Origin of the sequence: Nocardia higoensis NBRC 100133, assembly GCF_000308595.1 — a bacterium.
In the GTDB taxonomy this organism is placed as follows: domain Bacteria; phylum Actinomycetota; class Actinomycetes; order Mycobacteriales; family Mycobacteriaceae; genus Nocardia; species Nocardia higoensis.
Genome location: NZ_BAGA01000064.1, coordinates 1 through 23,091, shown reverse-complemented (window position 1 = coordinate 23,091; position 23,091 = coordinate 1). Strand labels below are relative to the sequence as shown.

At 69.4% G+C, this 23,091-nt stretch carries 22 protein-coding genes; 6 read left to right on the top strand and 16 right to left on the bottom strand.

Features of this window, described 5'->3' with window-relative positions:
* Positions 1 to 41: 41 nt before the first annotated feature.
* The 8 genes from ON26_RS08615 to ON26_RS08580 all read right to left on the bottom strand — a co-directional run bounded on the left by ON26_RS08615 (position 42) and on the right by ON26_RS08580 (position 9,409).
* Positions 42 to 986 (bottom strand): LysR family transcriptional regulator, encoded by a 945-nt coding sequence (locus ON26_RS08615; protein WP_040795491.1) that lies wholly within the window; start codon positions 984 to 986, stop codon positions 42 to 44.
* 185 nt (positions 987 to 1,171) lie between these two features.
* Positions 1,172 to 2,986, bottom strand: a complete 1,815-nt coding sequence (locus ON26_RS08610; protein WP_040795490.1) for a fatty acyl-AMP ligase — start codon at positions 2,984 to 2,986, stop codon at positions 1,172 to 1,174.
* A gap of 36 nt (positions 2,987 to 3,022) precedes the next feature.
* A complete protein-coding gene (locus ON26_RS08605; protein WP_040795489.1) occupies positions 3,023 to 4,258 on the bottom strand; it encodes a cytochrome P450 in 1,236 nt (411 codons plus the stop codon).
* Complete coding sequence (locus ON26_RS08600; protein WP_040795488.1) at positions 4,258 to 5,142, bottom strand: class I SAM-dependent methyltransferase; 885 nt, start codon at positions 5,140 to 5,142, stop codon at positions 4,258 to 4,260. Before ON26_RS08600 ends, ON26_RS08605 begins: the two co-directional genes overlap by 1 nt.
* A complete protein-coding gene (locus ON26_RS08595; RefSeq protein ID WP_040795487.1) occupies positions 5,139 to 5,390 on the bottom strand; it encodes an acyl carrier protein in 252 nt (83 codons plus the stop codon). The genes ON26_RS08600 and ON26_RS08595 overlap by 4 nt, the downstream gene beginning before the upstream one ends.
* A 16-nt stretch (positions 5,391 to 5,406) precedes the next feature.
* Positions 5,407 to 6,417, bottom strand: a complete 1,011-nt coding sequence (locus ON26_RS08590; protein WP_040795501.1) for an acyl-CoA desaturase — start codon at positions 6,415 to 6,417, stop codon at positions 5,407 to 5,409.
* A 216-nt stretch (positions 6,418 to 6,633) separates the two neighbouring features.
* On the bottom strand, positions 6,634 to 7,902 hold the full coding sequence (locus tag ON26_RS08585; RefSeq protein WP_040795486.1) for a cytochrome P450: 1,269 nt from the start codon (positions 7,900 to 7,902) through the stop codon (positions 6,634 to 6,636).
* 85 nt (positions 7,903 to 7,987) lie between these two features.
* Positions 7,988 to 9,409 (bottom strand): FAD-dependent oxidoreductase, encoded by a 1,422-nt coding sequence (locus ON26_RS08580; RefSeq protein ID WP_051026841.1) that lies wholly within the window; start codon positions 9,407 to 9,409, stop codon positions 7,988 to 7,990.
* A gap of 205 nt (positions 9,410 to 9,614) precedes the next feature.
* Between ON26_RS08580 and ON26_RS08575 the strand changes: the two genes are divergently transcribed.
* The 6 genes from ON26_RS08575 (at position 9,615) to ON26_RS08550 (ending at position 14,633) form a co-directional block, all read left to right on the top strand.
* A complete protein-coding gene (locus ON26_RS08575; protein WP_040795499.1) occupies positions 9,615 to 11,285 on the top strand; it encodes an AMP-binding protein in 1,671 nt (556 codons plus the stop codon).
* Between the two features lie 68 nt (positions 11,286 to 11,353).
* Positions 11,354 to 12,142, top strand: coding sequence for a ferritin-like domain-containing protein (locus ON26_RS08570; protein ID WP_040795498.1), 789 nt, complete (start codon positions 11,354 to 11,356; stop codon positions 12,140 to 12,142).
* A 2-nt stretch (positions 12,143 to 12,144) separates the two neighbouring features.
* Positions 12,145 to 12,681: a PaaI family thioesterase gene (locus ON26_RS08565; protein WP_040795485.1), complete on the top strand. Its 537-nt coding sequence runs from the start codon at positions 12,145 to 12,147 to the stop codon at positions 12,679 to 12,681.
* Positions 12,678 to 12,935 carry an acyl carrier protein gene (locus tag ON26_RS08560; RefSeq protein ID WP_040795484.1) on the top strand — a complete coding sequence of 86 codons (258 nt, stop codon included), beginning with the start codon at positions 12,678 to 12,680 and terminating at the stop codon, positions 12,933 to 12,935. The genes ON26_RS08565 and ON26_RS08560 overlap by 4 nt, the downstream gene beginning before the upstream one ends.
* The gene (locus ON26_RS08555; RefSeq protein ID WP_040795483.1) at positions 12,932 to 13,765 is read left to right on the top strand and encodes an SAM-dependent methyltransferase; all 834 of its coding nucleotides are present in this window, start codon (positions 12,932 to 12,934) and stop codon (positions 13,763 to 13,765) included. Before ON26_RS08560 ends, ON26_RS08555 begins: the two co-directional genes overlap by 4 nt.
* A 13-nt stretch (positions 13,766 to 13,778) precedes the next feature.
* The gene (locus ON26_RS08550; protein ID WP_040795482.1) at positions 13,779 to 14,633 is read left to right on the top strand and encodes an acyl-ACP desaturase; all 855 of its coding nucleotides are present in this window, start codon (positions 13,779 to 13,781) and stop codon (positions 14,631 to 14,633) included.
* Positions 14,634 to 14,696: 63 nt separating this feature from the next.
* On the opposite strand, the gene ON26_RS08545 is transcribed toward ON26_RS08550, so the two are convergent.
* From ON26_RS08545 to ON26_RS08510, 8 genes are all read right to left on the bottom strand, one after another.
* A complete protein-coding gene (locus ON26_RS08545) occupies positions 14,697 to 15,164 on the bottom strand; it encodes a PaaI family thioesterase (protein ID WP_040795481.1) in 468 nt (155 codons plus the stop codon).
* An 89-nt stretch (positions 15,165 to 15,253) separates the two neighbouring features.
* Positions 15,254 to 16,522 (bottom strand): MFS transporter, encoded by a 1,269-nt coding sequence (locus tag ON26_RS08540; protein ID WP_051026839.1) that lies wholly within the window; start codon positions 16,520 to 16,522, stop codon positions 15,254 to 15,256.
* Between the two features lie 462 nt (positions 16,523 to 16,984).
* The gene (locus tag ON26_RS08535; RefSeq protein WP_040795480.1) at positions 16,985 to 18,337 is read right to left on the bottom strand and encodes an LLM class flavin-dependent oxidoreductase; all 1,353 of its coding nucleotides are present in this window, start codon (positions 18,335 to 18,337) and stop codon (positions 16,985 to 16,987) included.
* Complete coding sequence (locus ON26_RS08530; protein WP_083883942.1) at positions 18,334 to 19,095, bottom strand: ABC transporter ATP-binding protein; 762 nt, start codon at positions 19,093 to 19,095, stop codon at positions 18,334 to 18,336. Before ON26_RS08530 ends, ON26_RS08535 begins: the two co-directional genes overlap by 4 nt.
* A complete protein-coding gene (locus ON26_RS08525) occupies positions 19,071 to 19,934 on the bottom strand; it encodes an ABC transporter permease (protein ID WP_040795479.1) in 864 nt (287 codons plus the stop codon). The genes ON26_RS08530 and ON26_RS08525 overlap by 25 nt, the downstream gene beginning before the upstream one ends.
* On the bottom strand, positions 19,934 to 20,983 hold the full coding sequence (locus ON26_RS08520; protein WP_051026837.1) for an ABC transporter substrate-binding protein: 1,050 nt from the start codon (positions 20,981 to 20,983) through the stop codon (positions 19,934 to 19,936). Before ON26_RS08520 ends, ON26_RS08525 begins: the two co-directional genes overlap by 1 nt.
* Before the next feature lie 299 nt (positions 20,984 to 21,282).
* Positions 21,283 to 22,449, bottom strand: coding sequence for an alpha/beta fold hydrolase (locus tag ON26_RS08515; protein WP_040795478.1), 1,167 nt, complete (start codon positions 22,447 to 22,449; stop codon positions 21,283 to 21,285).
* Between the two features lie 126 nt (positions 22,450 to 22,575).
* Positions 22,576 to 23,034: an SRPBCC family protein gene (locus ON26_RS08510; RefSeq protein ID WP_040795477.1), complete on the bottom strand. Its 459-nt coding sequence runs from the start codon at positions 23,032 to 23,034 to the stop codon at positions 22,576 to 22,578.
* Positions 23,035 to 23,091: the final 57 nt, after the last annotated feature.

The window sequence follows — 23,091 nt, the reverse complement described above, 5'->3', positions numbered from 1 at the left end:
GCCGGATACGATCGCGATTTCTACCGCGCGAATGTCATCGCCTATCCAGCGGCGCGCGTCGGAACGGCGGCGACAGAATCCATCTGTAGGGAATCGGACAATTCCATGCATTCCAGGAACATCTCGACGGCCGGCTTCGTCTCATCGGCCCGCCACACCGCGTACAAATCCAGCGTGGGAACGGGATCGAGCAATTTGATCGCCACCGAGCCGTTGCCGGGATTGCCCATGCCCATGGAGATCGCCCTCGGCAGCGAGGCGAAGCCGACCAGCGGCCGCACCGACACCATATGGGCGGTGGCGCCGGGATCGTCGGCGGTGTGGGTGATCGACAGGGCGATCTCGTTGTCGGCGGCGGCCCGGAAGATCGCGTCGTACATGGCCGGGCACTGCTCGCGGGCGAAGAGCACGCAGTTCTGGCCGGCGAGTTCGGCGAAGGGCACCCCCGGTCGTTCGGCCCAGCGATGCCTGCGCCCGACCACCGCCACCAGCGGAACCCGGTGCAGCAGACGCCGGTAACGGAACTCCGGGGAATTGGGATGGCCGTAGACCAGGGCGAGATCGAGCGTGCCGTCGGCCAGCGCGGCCAGCTGCGGGCCGGTCCGCTTCTCCCACAACGACACGTCGATGTCGGGATATCGCTCGGTCATCCTGGTCAGCGCGGCGGGCAGCACATGCCTGCTCGCTGGCAGGTTGTAGCCGATGTCCAGGGTGCCCGACCGGCCCGCCGCGGTGGCTTTGGCCGCTTCCGCCGCCCGGCCGAGCTGGGTGACGACCAGTCTCGCCTGCGCCTCGAACTCCCGGCCGGCGGGAGTGAGCTTGACTTCGTGTGAGTTTCGAGCGACCAACTGCACGCCCAGTGATTTCTCCAGCTTCTGCAGCTGGGCGCTGAGGCTCGGCTGGGTGAGATGCAAGCGCTGTGCCGCGCGGCCGAAGTGCAACTCTTCGGCGATCGTGATGAACGAAACCAGATGACGGAACTCCATTGCGCCTGCTCCTTCATTCAAGGTAGGAGCAACGCTAGTGGCGGGAGGTAACCGCCGATGAAACCCGCACAGCGTCCTGGTCGCCGGAATGGTGACGCGAAGCTGAATTCCGAACGACGGTACGGATATAGCCCTGGATTCCAGGTGAAGTACTGGACAATGCCTGCCCACGGCCACCGCTCGGCTCAGCGTCCGGCCGCAGCGGCCGCCGGGGCCCACGGCGGGAACCCGGCGGCGAGATGGCGCGCTCGTGCGGCCCCGCGCATGATCTTGCCGCTGCTGGTCTTGGGCAGCGCACCCGCCGTCGTCAGCACGATCCGGCTCGGCGCGAGGTCGTGATCGCGCACCACCGCGGCGCGGATCGCCGTGCTGATCTCCAGGCTCGCGCCGGCCGACCACGGGTGCGCGCGGTCGATCTCCTGCACGATCACCAACTGTTCGCCGTCGGGGCCCTCGACGGTGAACGCGGCGCCGCCGCCCGCGCGCGCCGCCGGGTGCGCGGCTTGCGCGGTGTGCTCGAGATCGTGCGGATAGTGGTTGCGACCGCGCACGACGATCAGATCCTTGGACCGCCCGGTGACGAACAGCTCGCCGTCCACGATCTGCCCCAGATCACCGGTCCGCAGGAACCGGCGTTCTCCGCCACCGTCCTCATCGCTGCCGCTGCGCTCGTTGCCGCTGCCGCCGACGGCGGTGACGGTGCGGCTGGCGGTGGTGCCGACATTGCCGCTGCCGCCGACGTCGCCGCTGGCGGTGGCGGTGACGAACACGGCCGCCGTGGCCTCGGTGTTGCGCCAGTAGCCTGCCGCCACATGCGCTCCCGCCACCCAGATCTCACCGATCCGGTCCGGCGGACACGGCCGGGCGGTTGCCGGGTCGACGACGAGCACTTCGACACCGGGAGCAGGCACACCCGAACCGATCAGCGTCGTGCCGCCGGCCTCCGGCGACGCGGAAACTATCCTGCCCCGGCGCAATTCGGCCGCGTCGGCCTCGAACCGCCGCGGCCCCTTGCCCTTACCGCTACCACTCACCAGCAATGTCGCCTCGGCGAGCCCGTAGCAGGGATACAGCGCCCGCTCCTGGAAGCCGTAGGGCGCGAATGTCTCGGTGAAACGCCGCAGCGTCTCGGCGCGGATCGGTTCGGCGCCGTTGAACGCCACCGCCCAGCTGCTCAGATCCAGGTCGGGAACAGCACCGCGCGCGGCGTGCGCGACGCAGGCGTCGAAGGCGAAGTTGGGGCCGCCACTGGTGTGCGCGCGGTACCGCGAGATCGCGTCGAGCCACAGCAGCGGGCGTCGGATGAAGCTCACCGGCGCCATCAGCACACTGGCCGATCCGAGATACAACGGTTGCAGGATGTTTCCGATCAGGCCCTGATCGTGGTAGTGCGGCGCCCAGGCGACGAACGTCGAGGACTCGTCGTGACCGAACGCGCGCCGGATCATCTCCTGGTTGGCGATCAGGTTCCGATGAGTGACCAGCACGCCTTTGGGCGCGGCGGTGGACCCGGAGGTGTATTGCAGGAACGCGACCGCGTCGGGGTCGCCCGGCCGTGACACGAACTCCCCGGCGCGGGTGTCGATCTCGTCGACCGCGATCCACTCCGGCGCCCCCTCGGACAGCAGATCCGCGTCGGGCGGCCCGGCCACGGTGAGCACGACCGCGGGGGCGCAGTCGGCGACGATGCCGCGGGTCGCGGGATGGAGCCCGCCCCGGCGCGGCGGGATCACCGGAACCGCGATCACCCCCGTGTAGAGGCAGGCGAAGAACGCGACGATGAAGTCCAGGCCCGGCGGGAAGAGCAGCAGCGCCCGCTCGCCCGGTGCGGCGGCGCCGGCCAGTCGCCCGGCGACCGCGCGAACCCGCCGCTCCAGTTCGGCGTAGGTGAGCGCCGCCACCTCGGCACCGTGGTCGTCGAGGAACACATAGGCCGTGCCGGTGGGCCGGGCCGCGGCGCGACGCCGCAGGATCTCGGGAAACAGCTCGATACCCGACATGACGTCTTCCTCTCCGCGAACGGATAATGATTCGGCTCAACGACTTTCGACGGTGACCGGGAAATGCCGCAGTCCACGGACGATGAAGCTGTGGTCCTGCCATTGCGGCCGGGCGGCGGCCGCCACGAGCCGTCCGGGGCGGCCGAACAGACACCCGAGAGCGATCTCGGCCTGCATCTGCGCCAGGGGCGCCCCGAGGCAGCCGTGCAATCCGTGGCCGAAGGCCAGCTGGCCCGCGGTGTCGCGGGTGATGTCGAAGGTGTCGGGATCGGGGAAAGCCGCCGGATCGCGGTTCGCCGCGCCCAGGCACAGCAGCACCTGATCGTCGGCACGGATCACGTGATCGCCCAGTGCGGTGTCGCGGGTCGCCCGGCGCTTGGTGTGCTGGAGCGGGCTGTCGTAGCGCAGCGCCTCCGACACCGCGGACGCGAGCAGGTCCGGCCGGGCGCGCAATTGCCGCTGTTGCGCCGGATGCGTGGTGAGGGCCAGAACAGCGTTGCCTATCAACGATTTCGTGGTCTCCACGCCGGCGACGAAGCACATGATCGCCACACATGCCACGTCCTGCTCGCTGAGCCGGCCGCCGGCACCGATCCGCGCGGCCAGCAGCCGGCTGACGAGGTCCTCCCCCGGCCGGGCGCGGCGTTGCGCGACGACCTCGCGCAACGCCGCGGTGAACTCGTCGACCACCACCCGCACGCGCTCGAAATCCGCGGCCGTCATGAGACCGGGTTCGAGCAGGAACCGGATGTCGTGGGTCCATCCCGCGAGGTGGTCACGCAGACCGGGCGGCAGGCCGAGCCAATCGGCGAGCACCCGCACCGGCAGCGCGGCCGCGAAGTCGGTGACGACATCCATCCCGCCTGCGCGCCACGCCTGCCGGGTCAACTCTTCAGCGATCGCGGCGACCCGCGGCCGCAGCCCGACGACGGCGGAGGCGGTGAACACCGGATTGACCAGTGCGCGCAGGCGCGCGTGCTCGGGGTTGCCGGTGAACACCAGCGAGGTCCGCGCCAGGCGGTCGATGCCTTCGATATCGGATATCTCCAGCCGCCCGGCCTGCCGCCGCAACATCCCGGGAATCACGTCGACCGCGAACGCCCGGTCCCGCAACACAGTTCGTACGTCGGCGTGCCGGGTGAGCACCCACATGCCCATGGTCCGATGCACCGGCGAACCCGCCCGCAGGCTCCGGTACATCGGATACGGGTTCTCGCGGAAATCGTCGGTGAAGGGATTGAAGCGCGCCACCGCGCCCGGCGCCGGACCCATCAGAGGTCCCGCCGCCCGACGAAGTAGCCGTCGCGATACGGGTCGAGCACAATCCGCAGCAGGCAGATCTTGCCCATCCGGAATCCCAGCGCGGACAGCTTCAGGTAGCGCTCGTACCGTTCGGTGATCTCGGGGCCGACCAATTCGACGGCCTCGTCGCGGCGCGCGCGCAACCGGCGGGCCCACTGCTCGCACGTCCACGCGTAGTCGAGCCGGTCGTTGCGCACCGTGCGTATCTCGAACAGCCCTTCGGCGGCGGCGGTGATCTCGGCGAGGGTGGGCAGATCGGCGTTCGGGAACACCTCGCGCTGGATGAAGCTGTCGGCGTGCTGCGGGGACATGTTCGCGTAGGCGATGGTCTGCACCGACAGCGTGCCGTCCTCGTGCAGCCAGTCCCGGCAGCGGCCGAAGAACTCGCGATAGACCGCGATCTTGTCGACGCTCGACTGGTCGGGAGTGGCGAAATGCTCGAAGGCGCCGATCGAGACGATGCCGTCGAAGCGTCGGTCGGTCTCGTAGTGCAGCCAGTCGCACACCTGCACCGACACCCCCGGCAGCCCGAGCCCGCGCACGTGCGCGGCCTGCTCGTCGCTGAGGGTCAGGCCGACCCCGCGCGCGACGCCGCGGGCGGCGAGCCCGCGCAGCAGCGAACCCCAGCCGCAGCCGATGTCGAGCACGGCGCCGGCCCGGTCCGCCCGGACGGCGTCGAGGTGGTAGCGCAGCTTGCGCTCCTGCGCGAGTTCGAGTGTGTCGCCGCGGTTCTCCGGCATGGCGCACGAGTACGTCAGCGATGGGTCGAGCCAGAGCCGGTAGAAGTCGTTGCCGACGTCGTAGTGATGCCGGATCGCCGCCGCGCGCGCCCCGTCGGCCGAGGCGGCGCTCACGCGACCTGCTCGGACCGGTCGGCCACGTAGCCGGCGAGGGCATCCAGGGTCGGCTCGGCGAACAGTTCCTCGGGCGGGATGTCGACGCCGTAGTGCTGTTCGATCTCCATCAGCAGCGCGACGGCGACCACGGAGTCCACCCCGAGCCGGTCGAAATCGGTGGCCGGGTCGATGGTCTGCGGATCGACGCCGAGCGCCTCGCCGAGGTATTCCCGGCACCACTGCAGGATATCGGTTCTGTTGTCCATGGCGAGTCGTCCGTTCTCAGATCGCCGCCACGCCCGCGGCGGCTTCGGTGGGTCGAATACGTTTGTCGGCCAGCCGTTCTCGGGTGGGAACCCGCACGTCCCAGGCCAGGCCGGCCAGCGCGAGCAGCCGGATCAGCCAGTACCCGGGATCGAGGCGGTACCAGTCCAGACCGAACGACGGCGAGTCCGGGAAGGCGTGATGGTTGTTGTGCCAGGACTCGCCGAAGGAGATCAGCGCGAAGATGCCGCCGTTGCGACTGTTACCGCGCGCCCGGTAGGGGCGGGTGCCGAACATGTGCAGGAACGAGTTGATCGCCCACACGATGTGCTCGAGCACGAACATCCGCACCAGGCCGCCCCACAGCAGTCCGCTGACCGCGCCGGTCCAGCTCTGGTAGACCAGCGCGCCGACGAGCGCGGGAATCGCCGTCCCCAGCGCCACCCACCAGTGGTAACGCCGCGAGATGCGTACCAGCATGCGATCTTTGAGCAGATCCGGCGCGTAATGGACGATATTGGGATACTCGTGGCGGCGCATCCACAGAAAGTGCGAATGCGCCAGTCCGCGCACCCGCCCGAGGAAGCCGTCGCCGGAGAGATTGGGCGAATGCGGATCGCCCTCCTGATCGCTGCACTCGTGGTGACGGCGATGGATGGCCACCCAGGACAGCACACCGCCCTGGCCGGCCATGGACCCGACCACGGCGAGCACGGCGACCACCGCGGGAACGGCCTTGAACGTGCGGTGGGTGAACAGGCGGTGGTAGCCGACCGTGATCGCCAGGCCCGTCGCCATCCATCCGCCGATCAGCAGCGCGATCTCGGTGACCCCGACCGGATGGACCCAGGCGAAGGCGATCGCGGCCACGGTGCCGAAGATCGGCAGCACATCGAACAGCAGGAAGTGACGGCGTTGCAGGCGATGCAGGTAAGGACTGTCCACCGCGAGCTTGCGGGGTGCGGCGCGCCGGGTCGGCCCCGACGCCTCGGATTCCGGCGCTGCCCGCTCGATGTCCGCATCGGACATGGCGGCTCCCTTCATGAGTACTGCTGATTCGGCCGAAAAATCGGCCGCGGAGGATATCTCGCCGCTCGGCCGCTGCTTCCGGGCCGAGGCACGACAGCAGCGTATCCAGCGGAAATGGGATGATCGTTGGGCGAAAAGCGCTGCGAATCGGGCGATCACCGACGTGAATCGCCCGCCGGCCCGGCAGTGCGCCGACCGCACTGCCGGGGCAGCTGTTCAGGCGGGGGTGAACCGGGTGGGCAACGCGGCCAGGCCGCGGATGACGACGTTCGGTTTGTACAGCGGTGTCTCGGTGCGGAGTTCGATGTCCTTCACCTTGCGCAGCAGCACATCGAGCAGCACCTCCATCTCCAGCAGCGCCAACGGCGCGCCGAGGCAGTAGTGGATGCCGAGACTGAACCCGAGATGCTTCTTGGCGGGTGCGTGCGGATCGGAGTACCGGGCCACGTCGAGCCGGTCGGAGCCGGGGAAGACGTCGTCGTCGCGGTTGGCCGAGTTGATCAGCACCACTACCCCCTCGCCCGGCTCGAATTCCCGGCCGGCGACGGTGATCGGCCTGGTGGCGGCGCGCGTGGTCATCTGCACCGACGGCTCCATGCGCAGCAGTTCGTCGGGGGCCGTGGCGGTCAGGTCGGGACGGGCACGCAGGGCCGCGATCTGGTCCGGGTTGCGCATCAGCTGCAGCATCCCGGTCCCGATCAGATTGGCGGTGGTCTCGTGTCCGGCGACGAAGGTGGTGATGCAGGTCGCCAGCAATTCCTGCTCGGTCAGCACGTCGCCGCGGTCCTCCACCTGGGAGAGCACGCTGAGCAGATCGTCGGCCGGTGCCCGGCGGCGCGCGTCGAGCAGTTCACGGAAGTAGGCCATGAATCCGCGGGAACCGGCACTGCGCGCGCGCAACGCCTCCTCCGGCAGGGTGTAGTCGTGGTCGAATCCACGGGCGAGATCCTGCGACCACCGGTGCACTTGCTCGTAGGCCTCCGGCGGCACGCCGATCAGCTCGCAGGCGATGATCAGCGGCAGCGGGTACGCGATCTTCTCGATCAGGTCGAACTCGCCTGCCGCCAGCGCGTCATCGACGAGCTGTTCGGTCAGTTCCTCGATACGCGGCCGCAGCCGGGTCACCATGCGCGGGGTGAAACCCTTGGTCACCAGGTTGCGCAGCCGGGTGTGGTCCGGCGGCTCCATCCACAGGAACGAGGTGGGCAGCTCTTCGGGCGCGTCCTCCGGCGAGACGGTCGGATGCATCATCGCCGCCTCCTCCGCGTGGCTCCACGCGGTGGTCGAGAGCACGGCGGCGCAGTCGTCGTAGCGGGTCAGCAGGTAGTGGCCCAGCGGGGTCTGATGCAACGGCCCCGCTTCCCGCAGGACGCGCGCCGCGGAGTAGGGGTCGGGTCGCCCTTCCGGGCCGAACACGTGGGCGATGGCGGTCTGGATCGCGGAATCCTGCTCCGCGACAACCGCGCTCGCGGTAGTCGAGTCCATGTCGAGTGGTCCCTCCGGTCGGGGGTGCGTTCGTTGGGGAATGGATGGGTTCGTTCGGCGGCAGCGGTCCGGGGAGAACGGCCGCTCAGGCGGTCGGCTCGGCGACGGCGGGCGTTTCCGCGGGCGTGCCGATCCTGTCGTCGCGGCGCCACAGGATGCGCCGGGCGAGATCGGGTCGCAGCAACGCGGTCGGTGGTTCCACCAGGTTGGCCACCCGCAGGAAGGTGCGCGAGACCACCGGGTCGACGTGCGCGGCCCGATGCGCCCGCGCCACATAGGCATTGGTGAGCCGGGTGCGCAGGCTGCGGGGCCCCGGCACCCCCGGGTTCGCCAGGTCCGACCCGGCCGAGAGCCGCCAGGCGACGTCCACGACAGCGCTCGCGGCGGTGTAGAACCGGGCGGGCAGATCCGCGCCCGCGCCCGCGGCCAGGCATTCGCGCAGGACCAGCGCCTGCTGCGCGGCGACGGTCATACCCTGCGCGTAGAGCGGATTGAAACTGCACAGCGCGTCGCCGAGCACGACGAAGCCGCGCGGCACCGACCGCAGCCGGTCGAAACGGCGGCGCACCGGGGCACGGAACTTGTGCGCCACGATCGCGCGCTGTTCCTGCCCGCTCCAGTGTCCGGTGGACTCGGCCGCGACGATCAACCCGTGGATGTCCGAGGCGGCGAGAGTGGCGGCGAAAGCCGCGAATCCGGTGGGATCGGTCGGCGGATGATCGCCGAGCATCCCGGCCAGCGTGATGTGCCAACAGTCACCCTCGACCCGGATCGCGCCGCCGCCACGTCCGCCCGCACCGGTCGAGATGATGACCGAACGATGCCCGTCCAACTGGCCCTCGATGTGTGGGATCAGCGTGGAGGCATAGCCGAGGCCTACTTCGAGCCGTTCCTCCATCGGCGCGCACGCTCCCAGCGCGAGGAGCCATTCCGGCGCGCGGGAGCCGCGACCGGTCGCGTCGACGATCAGATCCGCGGACTCGGGCCGGACACCGGAATCGCCGGACAGCAGGACTGCGCTCACTTCGTCGGCATCGCCGAGGAGCCCGCGTGCGGCGCCGGGGTACCAGCGGATGCCCGGCGTCGCCAGGGTGCGGCGGCGCAGCACCGCCTCCAGCGCCGGGCGACTCGCCATCAGCGAGGTCAGGCCGGTCGTGGTCGGCGCCGCGCGCAGGCCACCCAGATACCAGCGAGTGCCCACCAGCGCCTCGGCGGTGCCCGCGCCGAGCTCGACCAGCTCGGCGGTGAACCCCGGATACAGCTGCTCGAGGACCGTGCGGCCGCGATCGAGCAGCCCGTGCAGATGCCTGCCCTGTGGCACACCTCGTCGCGGCCCCTCGTCGTCGAGCGGATCGCGTTCGACCAGAAGAACTTCGGCGAAGTGCTCGGACAGCACCCGGGCGGCCAGCAGTCCGGCGATGCCCGCGCCGAGAACGACGGCGCGACCCGGCGCGTTCGTGAATTCACCGGACGACGATTCCCGCGCGGCGTATCGGTCGGAATTCACCGGCAACTCCTGAATGGGAAACGATTGTGCGTACCGATCGTGCCGCCGGCCGATCCCGCGGTGCGCGCTCATCGCCCGCTTCTATCGCGCAATAGCCGAAATACCCTACGGCTCAATTCGATTGGCTGATCGGCAGTGATTATCACCGTCGCCGGTTCACAACGAATTCAGCGCGATGTCACAATGCGCTGCTGTCGTGGCGGGCATGGATTCTGCGCAGACCGCCGAAACTCTGCCGGGCCGGCTGGCCGAAATCGCGACCACCCACCCCAACGTGCCCGCGACATTCTGGTCGGTGTCGGAAACCGTGAACTACGCCGAACTGCACCACCGGTCTCAGGTCATGGCGGCGGCGCTGGTCCGGCACGGGGTGCGGCGCGGTGAACCGGTGGGCATCCTGTGCCCGAACGCGCCGGAATTCCTGATCGCGCTGTTCGCGGTCACCGCCGCGGGCGGCGCGGCCACTCCCCTGCCGCTGCCCGCCGGGGCGCGCCGGACGGAGTCCTTCCCGCGCACGCTCACCGCGATCACCACGGCCGCCCGGATGCGCACCGTGCTGGTGTCGCACCGATTCGCCGGCGCCGCCGCCCTGTTCGGAACCTCGGACGAGGTCGGCGCCGGGCAGGTCTCGGTCCTCGACACCGCGGCCTTGGCCGAAACCGATCACACGGCCGACACGCCGTTGCCTCACATCGCTGCCGACGACCCGGCCGTGGTGCAGTTCACCTCCGGCAGCACCGGCGACCCCAAGGGCGTGCGGCTGACCCACCGCAACGTGCTCGCCGGCTTGGCCGCCATCCGCACCGGCATCGCGCTCGATCACACCGACCGCGGCGGCTTCTGGCTGCCGCTGTTCCACGACATGGGGTTGTTCGGCACGCTGTCGGCGATCCTGCGCGGCATCCCCGCCCATGTGTGGTCGCCGCTCGCCTTCGTCAAAGACCCCGCGCGCTGGCTCGCGGAGTTCGCCGCCAGTGGCTCCACGATCACCGCGATGCCGAACTTCGGCTACGAGGCGCTGCTGGCCGCGGTGCCGCCGGAACATGCGGGCGATTACGACCTGCGGCGCTGGCGGATCGCTTTCAACGGCTCCGAGCCGATCTCGCATGAGGTGGTCGCCGCCTTCTGCGCGCGATTCGCCCCCGCCGGATTCGATCCGTCGTCGATGTTCGGCGTCTACGGGATGGCCGAGGCGACCTTGGCCGTGACGTTCCCGCCGCTGCGGCGGGGGCCGCGGTTCGAGTGGGTCGACCGGACCCGGCTCGCGGACAGCGCGGTGGCGCTGCCCATCTCGCCGGACACGCCGGGCGCGCGCGCCGTCGCCGGGGTCGGCACCGCGGTGGCCGGGTTGCGCATGCGCGTGGTCGATCCGGACGACCGGGACCGGCCCGACGGCGGCGTCGGCGAGATCCTGATCCAGGGTCCGTCGGTCACCGCCGGGTATCTCGGCGGCGATCCGGCAAGCACCGCCTCGATGTTCTCCGACGGCTGGCTGCGTACCGGGGATCTGGGCTACCTGCGCGGCGGGGAACTGTTCGTCACCGGCCGCCGCAAGGAGATGATCACCGTCCGCGGAGTCAACTACTACGCCCAGGACGTCGAGCACGCGGTGCGCGGACTGGACGGCCTCTACCAGGGCCGCTGCATCGCCGCGCCGGATCCGGAAGGCGCCGACGTCATCGCGCTGATCGCCGAGACCGAACTCGAAGGCGCCGACGCGGACGCGCTCGCCGAGAGGGTGCGCGGGCGCATCGCCGCCGAACTCGGGCTGGCCGCCGTCGAGGTGCACCTCGTCGCGCCGCGCAGCATCCCCCGCACCAGCAGCGGCAAGCTGCAGCGCCTGACCGCCGGGCAATTGCTCGCGCGGCAACGCTGACCTCGCCCACCCCGCCCCGCAGCACTCCGCGCACCGCAGCAATCCCGCCCTCAGGAATGGAGCCCCCCGTGCACAGCTACGACGTCTTCCGCCATTACGAGCGCCTGCACTGGCGGCTGACCGATCTGGATCTCGACGCGGTGGACACCTCGCTGGTGCGTCCGGAGTACGTGACCCTGGCCGAGAGCGCGGCGATGGGGGAATCCAATGTCATCGCGGCCGTGCACGGCTTCCTCGACGAGTTCGTCGACGACTACGACTTCTCCGCTTTCGCCGTGGTGTGGGGCTTCCAGGAAGTCCAGCACCACTACGCCTTCCGCGCCTGGCTGGGCGCGGTCGGGCACCGCGTCGACGACGACGCCGTCAGCGCGATGCGCGCACCGTACGCGCCCGGCACCACCCCCGCGGCCACCCTGGCCACCAACATCATCTCCGAACTGACCGTGAACCACGTCTACCGCGCGGTCGCCACCTGGGTGCAGGAGCCGGTCCTGAAAAGCCTGCTGCTCAAAGCCGGTCGCGACGAGGCCGGGCATGCGCGCGAGTTCATCCACTACGCCACCGAGCGGCTGAAGCGCAGGCCCGAGGAGCTGCCCTCGGTGCTGGAAACGCTCTACGTCTACAGCTCCGAAGCCAAGATCAAGCATCCGGTGAGCACCTTCAAGTCGGGCATCAGCGAGGGCGGCGAGCACGCGACGATCGACACCGGCTTCGAACTGTTCCTCGGGCAGGTGGCCGCCGACGGCGAACTGGACGCACTGCACGACAAGGTCCGGCGCACCTTCGCGGGCATCACCGGGCTCGATCTGTCCAGCAACGCGCGCGTGCGCCGCGCGCTCGCCGACGCCCTCGCCTGACCATGACGACCGGCGACCCCGTCGCGGTGCCGTGGTCGGTGATCCCCGACTACCACTGCTTCGGCTGCTCCCCGCACAATGCCGCCGGGCTGCGGCTGACCTTCACTCCTCACCCGGACGGCCTGCGCGCCGATTTCCGGCTGGACCGCTCGTTCGAGTCCTATCCCGGCATCGTGCACGGCGGGCTGATCGGCGTGATCTGCGACGAACTGATGGGCAACCTGATCGTGCTGACCCGGCACCGTCCCGCCTTCACCGTCACCCAGCGCACCCGGTTCCTCACGCCGCTGCTGATCGACCGGGACTACCACTGCCTCGCCTGCCTCGAGCCGAGCCCGCCCGGACAGCCGCTGCGGGCCTGCGCCGAGATCCGCGCGGCCGACGGCGCCGTCTGCGCCACCTCCACCGCCACCTATCAACCGTTCGCACTGGAAGACGCACGCCATCACCTCACGCTCGGCGACGACGAGATCGCCGCCCTCTCGCACGCACTCGCGACGCGAAACAACCCCACTGCCACGAATGGAGTCCAGTCATGACCGACACCGCCGAGATCCTGCGGACCGTCACCGAGATCGCCCTCGCCGAGACCGGCATCCCCGCCGCCGAGCTGCGGCCCGAGACCGACCTGCGTGGCATGGCCGGGGTCGATTCGGTGCGCGTACTGCGCATGGTCGCCAAGATCGAGCGCGCCTACGACATCGAGCTCGAGGACCAGGACGTCTTCGAACTGTCCAGCCTCGAGGACGTGGTCACCGTGGTCGACCGCGCACTGCGGGAGGCCGCCGCGTGAGCGTCACCGCCGATACCAACCAGCACTACGACCTCGACCCGGAGATCTTCGGCGAATTCCTGGATCCGCTGCGCAAATACAGTTCCGCGCTCTACGAGTCGCCTGCCGACACCCTCGAGCAGGCGCAGCGGCGCAAACTGCGGTTCGTGGCGCAACGGCTCGGGCTGCAAGGTGGGGAGCAACTGCTCGACGTCGGCTGCGGCTGGGGATCGCTGATCCTGTTCATGGCCGAGGAGTTCGGCTGCCGCGCCACCGGCGTCAGCCCGGCGCCGCGCCAGCACGAGTACATCGCCGCGCAGGCCCGGGCCCGCGGCGTCGCCGAGCGGGTCCGCACCGAGGTCGGGCACTTCGAACGGATGGACCTGCCCGCGCGCAGCGTCGACGCGATCACCCTGCTCGGCTCCATCGTGCACATGCCCGATCTCGACGCGGTCTTCGGCAGGGCGCGCGCGGTGCTGCGCAGGCGAGGGACGCTGTATGTCTCCGAGAGCTGCTTCCGCCACGCCGCCGCGCGCACCGCGTTCGACGGCCGGGCGGGCACCGAGTTCGTGCGCGAGGACATCTTCGGCTGGGGCGAGCTGCGACCGCTGTCGGAGCTGGTGACCGCCGCCGAGGACGCCGGATTCTCGATCATCGCGGTGGACGACCTCACCGAGCACTACCGGCGCACCATCGACGACTGGATCGCCAACGTGGACGCCGCGGCCGCCCGCATCGACACGCACAGCCCCGGGCTGGCCGACCGGCTGCGGCACTACTTGGAGATCGCCAACGCCGGATGGGGTTACACCACCAAACACTATGCGCTGACCTGCCGCAACGCCCGATGAGGAGAGCCGCCCGATGAAGAAGGTGAGGGACATCGCGTCCGCACTGATCCCCGTCGACGAGATGGCGGCGGCGGTCGACGGCTTCCTGGCCGCCTCGCCCGCCGCCCGCTCCTGGGATGTGGAGACCGCGTTCGACTGGCCGCGCGCCGACGCGGACCGGCTCACCGAGGGTCAGCGTTCGGCGGTGCGGTTCGTCACCCTGATCGAAGACCACCTGCCGGGCTACTTCGACGTCTACCACCGATACTTCCCGGTGGACGACAGCGTCAATCGCGTGAGCTTCGTCCATAATCGCGAGCTGTACCACTTCACCGTCCGCTGGGCGCTGGAGGAGGACACCCACGCCCGCGCGCTGGCCCGATACCAGGACGCCGCAGGCATCGCCGACCGCGGCGCGCTGCGCACCGAACTGGCGGTGGAGGGCCAGAAGCCGTTCGATCTGCCCTACGACCATCCGGTGCAGTTCTTCGCCTACGCGCTCGTACAGGAGAAGGCGACCCAGATGTATTACCAGCAGCTGCGCGATGTCGTCGCCGATCCGGTGCTGGCCGCGATACTCGGACGGCTGGCCCGCGACGAGGCACGCCATTTCAGCTTCATGGCCGACGTGGTCGGCCGCTACCTGCGGGTGCAGGGCGACGCGACGACCGAGCCGATCCGCGACGTCATCGCGGACTTCCGGATGCCGCTGGCCGACACCATGCGCGGCTACTGGCGGTGGGCGTTGCAGATCGCCGACGTGGCCTCCTACGACCACACCCAGGCCTACGAACATTTGGTGAAGGTGCTCGACCGCGCCGTGGACGCTCGCTCCGACCGGCTCGACGAGCTCATGCGGTTCATCACGCAGTGCCGCGCCCTGACCTGAGCCTGCGGCGACAGTGGCCCCGCAGCGCAGAATTTCACGCCGCGGGGCCACTGTCGTGGCCGCTCACTTCTCCGGCTGCAGGACCATGATCGTGGTGGAGCCGTGGGCGATCAGCTTGCCCGCGGCGTCGGTGATCCTGGCCTCCGCGGTCGCGGTGCGCCTGCCGACATGGATGGCGGTCGCCTCACAGGTCAGCCGCGACCCGTCCATCGTCACCGATCGGATGAAGTTGACCTTCAATTCCAGCGTCGTATAGGCCACGCCGTCACCGAGCGTGGTGAACACCGCGCTGCCCATCGCCGTGTCCATCAGAGTCGCGATGACCCCGCCGTGCACGGTGAACATGGCGTTGATGGTGGCCGGATTCGGATCCAGGTAATACCGCGTGCGGCCCTCACTCGCGCTCTCCAACCGGATGCCCAGCGAAGCCCCGACGCCCAGATTCTCCTGCAGCCCTCGCTCGAAAATCGTGGTCAATTCCTCGACGCGTGCGGCAACAGTGCCCTCGGGCCGCGTGTCGATACTGGTCATGGTTCATTCCTCCCTGACGGACGATGCCGCCCCATTCGACCAGCGTCCGGTGAACACCGCCGGTGTCCACGGCATCGCATTCCCGATTCCTATCGGCCGATCCGCCAGACCTTTCGGCGTCCTGCCCGCGGCGCCTCGGTGGCTGCGTCCAGGACATGAGCGTGTACCTCGCCCGGCCCCGCCGGGAACCAGCGATACATCGCCCACGCGCCCGCCAGTGCGGATCCGGCCAGCGCGATCGAAGCCGCGCCGAGCAGCGTCAGCGCACTGATCGCACCGACCGCCAGCGGGCCGGTGAACATGCCGACATCGTGGGTGAGCCGCCACGCCCCGAGGAATTCCGCTCGCTTGCCCGCAGGGGCGATATCCGCGCCCACCGTCATGATCAGCCCGTTGCTGATGCCGTTGGCCAGACCGAGCAACCCCGCGGCGATCCCCGCTGTCACCGCGCTGTGGGTGAACGGCAGCAGGGCGTAACCGAGCCCGAAGCACACCATCGAGGGAACCCCGGTGGCGCGGCGGCCGAATCGGTCCATGAAGACGCCCGCCGGGTACGACATCAGCACATCGACCGCACCGGAGATGCCGAAGATCAGGCTGGTCGCCACCGGGCTGAGTCCGATGTGCGCGGCCCACAGCGGCACCAGCGACTGCCTGGCCGCGCGCGCCGCGCCGGTGAGCAGCGCCGCCGAGCCGAGCGTGCCGAGCACCCGGCGGTTCTCGATCATCACCGAGGTCAGGGTGTGCGCCTGACCACCGCCGCTGCTGACATCGCGGACGGCGATCATCGCCAGCCCCGCGAGCGCGGTGGTCGCGCACTGCAACCACAGCGCACCGTTGGGTCCCATCGTGTGCACGAGCCCGGCGCCGAGGAACGGCCCGGCGAAGAAGCCGAGCCGATGGGAGCCGGCCAAGAGCGACAGCGCACGGCCCCGCTCCTGCGGCGGCACCACCCCCGCGATGTAGGTCTGCCGGGCGAGCCCCCACACCGCGCCGGACGCGCCGGTGAGCAGCATGCCCACCGCCAGCACGATCAGATTCGGCGCCGCGATCGCGGCCAGCACACCGGCGAGCCCGAGCGCTGTGCCGAGCCCGATCGCCCCGCGTTCGCCGATCCTGGCGACGATCCGGCCCGCGGGCAGGTCGGTCAGCACCATGCCGAGCCCACTGAGCGCCACGACCAGACCCGCCGCGCCGACCGACGCACCGAGATCGAGCGCCCGCAGGGCGAACATCGGCGCGGCCGCACCGGCGCCGGTGCCGTAGAGAACCATCGGCACGAACACCGACCAGGTGAGGCTGCTCAGCTTCACCCGCTCGACCGCCACCCGCGGCGCGGCGACCTCGTCGATGCTCATCGCACGGCCCCGATGCTGTTCCCGAGTTGCGAGCCGCAGCGGATCGACCTGTCTTCCGTACAGACCTCCGGCAAGTCGCTCACCGCGCCGACGCGGGCTGGGCGACGGCCAACCGACTCTTCAGGTGTGGCAGACCGAGATGGTCGTCGACTCCGCAGCCGCCCGGAGTGACAGTGGTTGCGAGGGCAGGGCGAACAGCGGCCATCCGGCGGACCACAGCGCGGGTTGCTGACATGTCCAGTATTGAAGCAACGGATGATACCCGCGCAATACCATTGCCGACAGCCTGATTCGAATTAACGGAGCCCCATCAAGACAGGTGTCCAGACCCTCGGATCGGCCGCTGCTGAGGCCCCGCCCCCGTTCCCTCGCCAGAATTCCAGGGGCACTCCCGCAACGCGATCCGGCCGGCCCGCGCGTCACCGCGTGGACCGGCCGGATCCGATTCGCTTCCTGCCCCTTTCAGCTCGTCAGGGCGGGCTGCCGCGCGAACTGGCTTTCCGGACGCGGCAGACCGAAGTGGTCACGCAGCGTCGTCCCCGTGTACTCGGTGCGGAACAGCCCGCGCTCCTGCAGGATCGGCACCACCGTCTGAGCGAACACCTCGAGACCGCCCGGATAGTAGGGCGGCATCACGTTGAAACCGTCCGCGGCGCCCTGGGTGAACCACTCCTCGATGGTGTCGGCCACCTGCTCCGCGGTACCGACGAACACCCGGTGCCCGCGCGCGCCCGCCAGCCGGTGCAACAGCTGCCGCAGCGTCGGATTCTCCCGCTGCACGATGCCGGCGACCACCTGCAGTCGGCTGCGGTTGTTGTCGGTCACGTCGCCGGCGTCGGCGAACAGTTCCACCGGAACCTTCTCGTCCAGATCCAGATGCCGCAGGTCACGGCCGGCGATGCCGGCCAGCTGGCTCAGACCGTACTCCGGCACCGTGAGCTCGTTGAACTCGCGCTCGAGCCGCTTGGCGTCGGCCTCGGTGTCCCCGATGAACGGGCTGATGCCGGGCAGGATCTTCACGTGATCGGGATTGCGGCCGAATTCGGCTGCCCTGGCCTTGATGTCGGAGTAGAAGGCCTGCGCGTCGGAGAGCCGCTGGTGCGCGGTGAAGATGGCCTCCGCATAGCGGCCGGCGAACGCCCGGCCCTCGTTCGACGCACCGGCCTGCACGAGCACCGGATACCCCTGCGGCGTGCGCGCGGAGTTCAGCGGCCCACGCACCCGCAAATGCTCGCCCTCGAAGTCGATCCGGTGGATCTTGTCCGGGTCGGCGTACTGCCCGTTCTCCTTGTCGAGCAGAATGGCGTCGTCTTCCCAGCTGTTCCACAACGCGACCACCGCGTCGACGAATTCCCTGGCCCGCGCGTACCGGTCGGCGTGCACGGGATGCTCGTCCAGACCGAAGTTCGCCGCCGCGAGATCCGTTCCGGTGGTGACGATGTTCCAGCCCGCGCGACCGCCGGAGAGATGGTCGAGACTGGAGAACAGCCGCGCCAGGTTGTAGGGCTCGTAGTAGGTGGTCGAGGCGGTGCCGATCAGGCCGATCCGGCTGGTCGCCGCCGCGATGGCGGTCAGCAACGTGATCGGCTCGAGCCCGGAGGCCGCGTTGTACTTCACGTTCGAGCGCAGCGCCGGGCCATCGGCGAAGAACACCGCGTCCAGCTTCGCCGCCTCGGCTGTGCGCGCGATCTCCTGGTAGTAGGTGATGTCGTAGATGCGCTCGGGGCTGCCCGTGGGGTGCCGCCACGCGGCCTCGTGATGGCCGGAGGGGTAGATGAACGCGTTCAGGCTCAGCTGACGGGGCTGGTCGCTCATGATGCCTTCTTTTCCTTCTCGAGCGCTACTTCACCGGGTTCTGTGTCCACACCGAGCGCGTTGAGCAGAACCTCACGGGCACGGATGAATTCGGGATCGCTGTGGCGGCGCGGGCGGGGGACATCGATACGCAGATCGGTGGCGATGACGCCCGCGTCGAGGACGAGCACCCGGTCGGCGAGCACCACGGCCTCGTCGACATCGTGGGTCACCAGCAGCACCGCCGGCTTGTGCTTGGCGCACAGATCCTGCAGCAGGACGTGCATCTTGATCCGGGTCAGCGCGTCCAGCGCGCCGAACGGCTCGTCGGCCAGCAACAGCTTCGGCTCCCGCACCAGCGACCTGGCCAAGGCCACCCGCTGCTGCTCGCCACCGGAAAGCTCACGTGGCCAGGCCTTCTCGCGACCGGCGAGCCCCACCTCGGCCAGCGCCGCCCGGCCACGCTCGGCCGCGTCCTTGCCGTCGAGCCCGAGGATCACATTGTCGAGCACCCGCGTCCACGGCAGCAGCCGCGAATCCTGGAACACCACCGCGCGCTCGGCCGGCACACTCAGCTCACCGGAACCGATGACGTTCTCGTCGAGCTCGGCCAGCGCCCGCAGCAATGTGCTCTTGCCGGAACCGCTGCGGCCCAGCAGCGCCACGAACTCACCGCGGGCGATGTCGAGATCGATATCGCGCAGGACCGTCCGGTCCCCGAACCCGCGACTCAGTCCCCGGGCCCGGACCACGCTCAGTCCCCGAGTGTCTGTCGCCATGACAGCGCCTTCCTTTCCACCGCGCGCACGGCGACGTCACCGAACAGGCCGAGCAGGCCGTAGATCACCAGACCGACGACGATCACGTCGATCTGGCCGTAGGTCCGCGCCTGCGTCATCAGATAGCCGATGCCGCTGGTCGCGTTGACCTGTTCGACCACGACCAACGCCAGCCACGAGATGGTGACCGCCAGCCGCAGGCCGATGAAGAAGCCGGGCAGCGCACCCGGCAGCGCGATCTTGCGGACGAAGTCGGTGCGCGAGAGCCGCACCGTCTCCGCCAGCTCCACATACCGCGAGTCGACGCTGCGCAGGTAGGCATGGGTGTTGATGTAGATCGGCACCAGCACGCTGAGCGTGATGACGATCAGCTTCATCTCCTCGCCGATGCCGAACCACACGATGAACAGCGGAATCAGCGCCAGCGTCGGAATCGCGCGCTTGATCTGCACGGGCCCGTCGATCACCGCTTCGCCGAGCCGGCTCAGACCCGCGATCAATGCCAGCACGACGCCGATGCCCACGCCGAGCACCAGGCCGATGACGGCCCGCTGCAGGGAGGTCCACAGATTCGACTGCAGACGTCCGTCGGCGATCAGATCACCGGCGGTCTGTGCGACGGTCCACGGCGCGGGCAGGGTGTCGGGGTCGATCGCGCCCGCGGCCGAGCCGATCACCCAGACCGCGATCAGCAAGCCGGGGCCGAGCGCGAACCCGAACGGAATCTGCTTGCCCGGCCCCAGCTTCCGCCGGGTGCGTCCGGACGTCTTCACCCGGTCCGCCGTGGCGCCGGTCCCCCCGAACCGGCGCAGAACGCCGGTTGCTTCCAACGTCGCCATTACTTCTCCTTCGGCTCGAACGCGGCGCCGGACTCGGTGACCGCATCGGTGATGACGGTGTCGAAACGCAGGTCGAAGCCATCGGCGGCCCGGACTTTGCGGGGCAGATGGCCGGCGGCGTCGATGACGTCGATGGTCTGCTGCTGACGGTCGATCAGGTTCTGGTCGAGGTGCGGGAAGACGTAATCACCCAGGGACTTCACGATGCGGTCGGCGTCCTCGGCGGAAACCTTCTGGTTCCCCACGTAGTACTGCTGCTTCCACTCCTCGGGGTGGGTGTTCACCCACTGGTAGGCGCGCACGTAGGCGCCGACCAGAACCGCGAGCGCAGCCGACTTCGCCGGGTCGTTGGTGACCTCACGGCGCGCGTACAGGTAGGCCAGGCCGGTGTAGATGCCCTTGGTCTCCTCGTCGGGGACCAGTGAGGCGCCCTCGGTGCGCAGGAAGCGGGTGACGTTCGGCTCGATCAGCGGCGCCACATCCACCTGCCCGGTACGCACGGCGTCGAGGAACTCCGCCAGCTGCAGCCGGACCAATTGCACATCGTCGACGCTGAGATCCGCCTTGTCCAGCGCCCGCAGCACGGCGGCCTGCTGTGCGGTGCCCTCGGCGTAGGCGATCTTCTTTCCCTTCAGATCCTTCAGGGTCGGCACCGAAACACCGGGTGCCACAGCCAGCTTCAGGCCACTGATGCTGGTCTGGTAAGCGGCCACGATCGGCACGTCCTGGCCGGCGGCCAGCGCGTGGATCGGCGGCGTGTCGCCCACCGGAGCGGCGTCGGCCGCGCCGGCACGGAAGGCCTCGAGGATGGCAGGCCCACCGACGAAGTTGGCGAATTCCACCTCGAACGGCAGCTTGTCCAGTTCGCCGGAGAACCGCAGGGCCGACTGCAGTCGCTCGGACTGGTCGGCGATCACCAGCTTGGTGCCGGGCGGAACCTCGGTCGACAGCGGTGTCGTCGCGGCCTCGCCGACCGGTCCGTCGTCCTTGGCACAGCCGGTCATACCCAGGGTCGCTGCGGTCGCCACGGCGAGCAGAACGGCGGTCATCCGACGGCCGCCGCGGCGGCCGAATGTGGTGCGAGTTCCTGACATGCTCAGTATTCAAGCAACGGCCCCCACCCGACCGACACCATTGCCGACACCCTGATTCGAATTAGCGGACATCGAACAAGACAGTTGTACAGAAACGTTGAATCCCCTGTTGGAGGCCGGTTTTCACGCTGCCGGAGGAGACGCGCCGGCGTCGGAACCCGGTAATTACTCTTGACACCACTTGCTCACATGAAGATTCAAGCGGCGGCTGAACCGTCCCTCGCTATTGCCTCACGGGATCGACGAGCCCACCGTCACGGCGGCGCGGCACTGGTCCCGGTATCGCGCCCCTGATCCAGATATCGCTCCACGAACGGCACTACCTGCCGCTGCACGAGCGCGTTGTACCGCTCCGGCGCCTGCCCGGGATCGGCGTGCCCCGTGCCGCGCGGCATCGCCACGAGCAGACTCCCGTCCATCCCGCCGACCTGCTCGATCAGGACCCGATGGGAGTACTCGACGTCGACCACCCGGTCACTGTCCGCATAGCGCGGGCGCACGAACACGATCGCCGGGCGCGGCTTGCCGTCCGCCGGCTTCGCCAGCGCACGCAGATTGTCCACCGCACCGCCGCCGACGATCGCCCGGAACTGCGATTCGATCAGCCCGTTGCTCGCCGTGTTCTGCGAGAACACTTTCTCGGTCGCCACCTCCGCCAGCACCTCACGCAATGCGTCGAGTCGGATGCCGGGGATCGGATCGGCGGCGACATCGACGAATCGCTCTCGGCGCGCATAGGTTTCGACGACCATTCGCAGCGTGCGGCTCTCCCTGGCACCGGGCAGCCAGCCCATCCAGCGGAGCATGTCCTCGCCACGACCGCGGCTTTCCGGTCGCACCGCGTTCAGATCCACCGGCGTGCAGTCCAGGACCACCGCGGCAAGCCTGCGGTCGCTGTCCCGATGAATGTGCTCGCCGACTTCGAGCGCGATCACCCCGCCCATGCTGTGTCCGAGGAGCACCACATTGCGCACGCCCGACATCTGCGCGGCGCGCACGATCAGGTCGGCGATCACCTTGCTGTCGATGCCTCGGTTGTCGTATCTGATCGCCCACACCACCCCGAAATCCCGCAGCGCGGGCAGTGCAGCCGCGGTGTCGGTGGCATCGAGCCCACCGAGCCCGACCAGGTCGACGACCGCGGTGTCCCAGTCCCGCCCATCAGCGGGCGGAGCGACCGGGAGCAGCGCCGGCGCGGTCAGCGCCAGTCTGGCCCGCTCGGGCGCCACGTCGTACACCCGGTACTGGACCAGCAGGGTGAGCAGTATCAGCAGCGCTGCGGCTCCCCGGACGAGGACGGTACCGGTACGACGCAGCCTCGGCCCGCGGCGCCACAGACGGGTCTCCCGCAACCGAGCCTTGCGCCGCTGGTCGTCCCAGTCGGAGACGGTGCACGGATGCATGGTGTCCAACGGCGACATCACTCCACGGTAACGACGACCCCGAAGCCCCGCCACGAACCAACGCTGCCCGTATCGTCCCCTCGGATCGCCCGGCACTGCCCGCATGGACCGTTCAGCCGGCAGTCCCCCGAGCCACGTGACTGCTCAGGGCTGCTCGGCGAGCGCCGCCAGTTTCGCCAGCGACATCCGCCAGCCGATCTCGTTGTCCTCGGGCCTGATCCCGCTCGGCAGATTCTCGTGCACCGCCTCGAGATCGGTACCCGCACCGGCAGTGGTGAGCGTGTAGCTGATCGTCATCGAGCCGGTGACCGCTGGATCGTCGGTATCGAACTCGACCAATTGCACCACTCGCTCGCCGGGCACGAGCATCACGAAGCGTCCGCGATAGCTGTCCACGTTGCCGCCCGTCTTACCGACCGCCGTCGGGTCGTCGTAGGTGAGCGTGATGCGAAACGCGCCGCCCTCCCTGGCATCGAATTCGTGGACCGCACTGGTCATCCCGTCCGGCACCATCCACCGCGCGACAGCCTCGCCGTCGATCAGGAGCCGGTACACCGCGTCGCGGGGAGCTCGGATGTGCTTACCGATCCTCGTCGCCGTCATACCGCCACCGTAGCCCGGAAACGCCGAAGGCCCCCGACAATGTCGGGGGCCTTCGTG

What these genes read in the sequence shown, in the direction of transcription:
- ON26_RS08615 (WP_040795491.1), bottom strand. Translation starts at nt 986, where the DNA reads ATGGAGTTCCGTCATCTGGTTTCGTTCATCACGATCGCCGAAGAGTTG.
- ON26_RS08610 (WP_040795490.1), bottom strand. Translation starts at nt 2,986, where the DNA reads ATGTCGGGTATCGAGCTGTTTCCCGAGATCCTGCGGCGTCGCGCCGCG.
- ON26_RS08605 (WP_040795489.1), bottom strand. Translation starts at nt 4,258, where the DNA reads ATGGGTCCGGCGCCGGGCGCGGTGGCGCGCTTCAATCCCTTCACCGAC.
- ON26_RS08595 (WP_040795487.1), bottom strand. Translation starts at nt 5,390, where the DNA reads ATGGACAACAGAACCGATATCCTGCAGTGGTGCCGGGAATACCTCGGC.
- ON26_RS08590 (WP_040795501.1), bottom strand. Translation starts at nt 6,417, where the DNA reads ATGTCCGATGCGGACATCGAGCGGGCAGCGCCGGAATCCGAGGCGTCG.
- ON26_RS08585 (WP_040795486.1), bottom strand. Translation starts at nt 7,902, where the DNA reads ATGGACTCGACTACCGCGAGCGCGGTTGTCGCGGAGCAGGATTCCGCG.
- ON26_RS08575 (WP_040795499.1), top strand. Translation starts at nt 9,615, where the DNA reads ATGGATTCTGCGCAGACCGCCGAAACTCTGCCGGGCCGGCTGGCCGAA.
- ON26_RS08565 (WP_040795485.1), top strand. Translation starts at nt 12,145, where the DNA reads ATGACGACCGGCGACCCCGTCGCGGTGCCGTGGTCGGTGATCCCCGAC.
- ON26_RS08560 (WP_040795484.1), top strand. Translation starts at nt 12,678, where the DNA reads ATGACCGACACCGCCGAGATCCTGCGGACCGTCACCGAGATCGCCCTC.
- ON26_RS08550 (WP_040795482.1), top strand. Translation starts at nt 13,779, where the DNA reads ATGAAGAAGGTGAGGGACATCGCGTCCGCACTGATCCCCGTCGACGAG.
- ON26_RS08545 (WP_040795481.1), bottom strand. Translation starts at nt 15,164, where the DNA reads ATGACCAGTATCGACACGCGGCCCGAGGGCACTGTTGCCGCACGCGTC.
- ON26_RS08540 (WP_051026839.1), bottom strand. Translation starts at nt 16,522, where the DNA reads ATGAGCATCGACGAGGTCGCCGCGCCGCGGGTGGCGGTCGAGCGGGTG.
- ON26_RS08535 (WP_040795480.1), bottom strand. Translation starts at nt 18,337, where the DNA reads ATGAGCGACCAGCCCCGTCAGCTGAGCCTGAACGCGTTCATCTACCCC.
- ON26_RS08530 (WP_083883942.1), bottom strand. Translation starts at nt 19,095, where the DNA reads ATGGCGACAGACACTCGGGGACTGAGCGTGGTCCGGGCCCGGGGACTG.
- ON26_RS08525 (WP_040795479.1), bottom strand. Translation starts at nt 19,934, where the DNA reads ATGGCGACGTTGGAAGCAACCGGCGTTCTGCGCCGGTTCGGGGGGACC.
- ON26_RS08520 (WP_051026837.1), bottom strand. Translation starts at nt 20,983, where the DNA reads ATGACCGCCGTTCTGCTCGCCGTGGCGACCGCAGCGACCCTGGGTATG.
- ON26_RS08515 (WP_040795478.1), bottom strand. Translation starts at nt 22,449, where the DNA reads ATGTCGCCGTTGGACACCATGCATCCGTGCACCGTCTCCGACTGGGAC.
- ON26_RS08510 (WP_040795477.1), bottom strand. Translation starts at nt 23,034, where the DNA reads ATGACGGCGACGAGGATCGGTAAGCACATCCGAGCTCCCCGCGACGCG.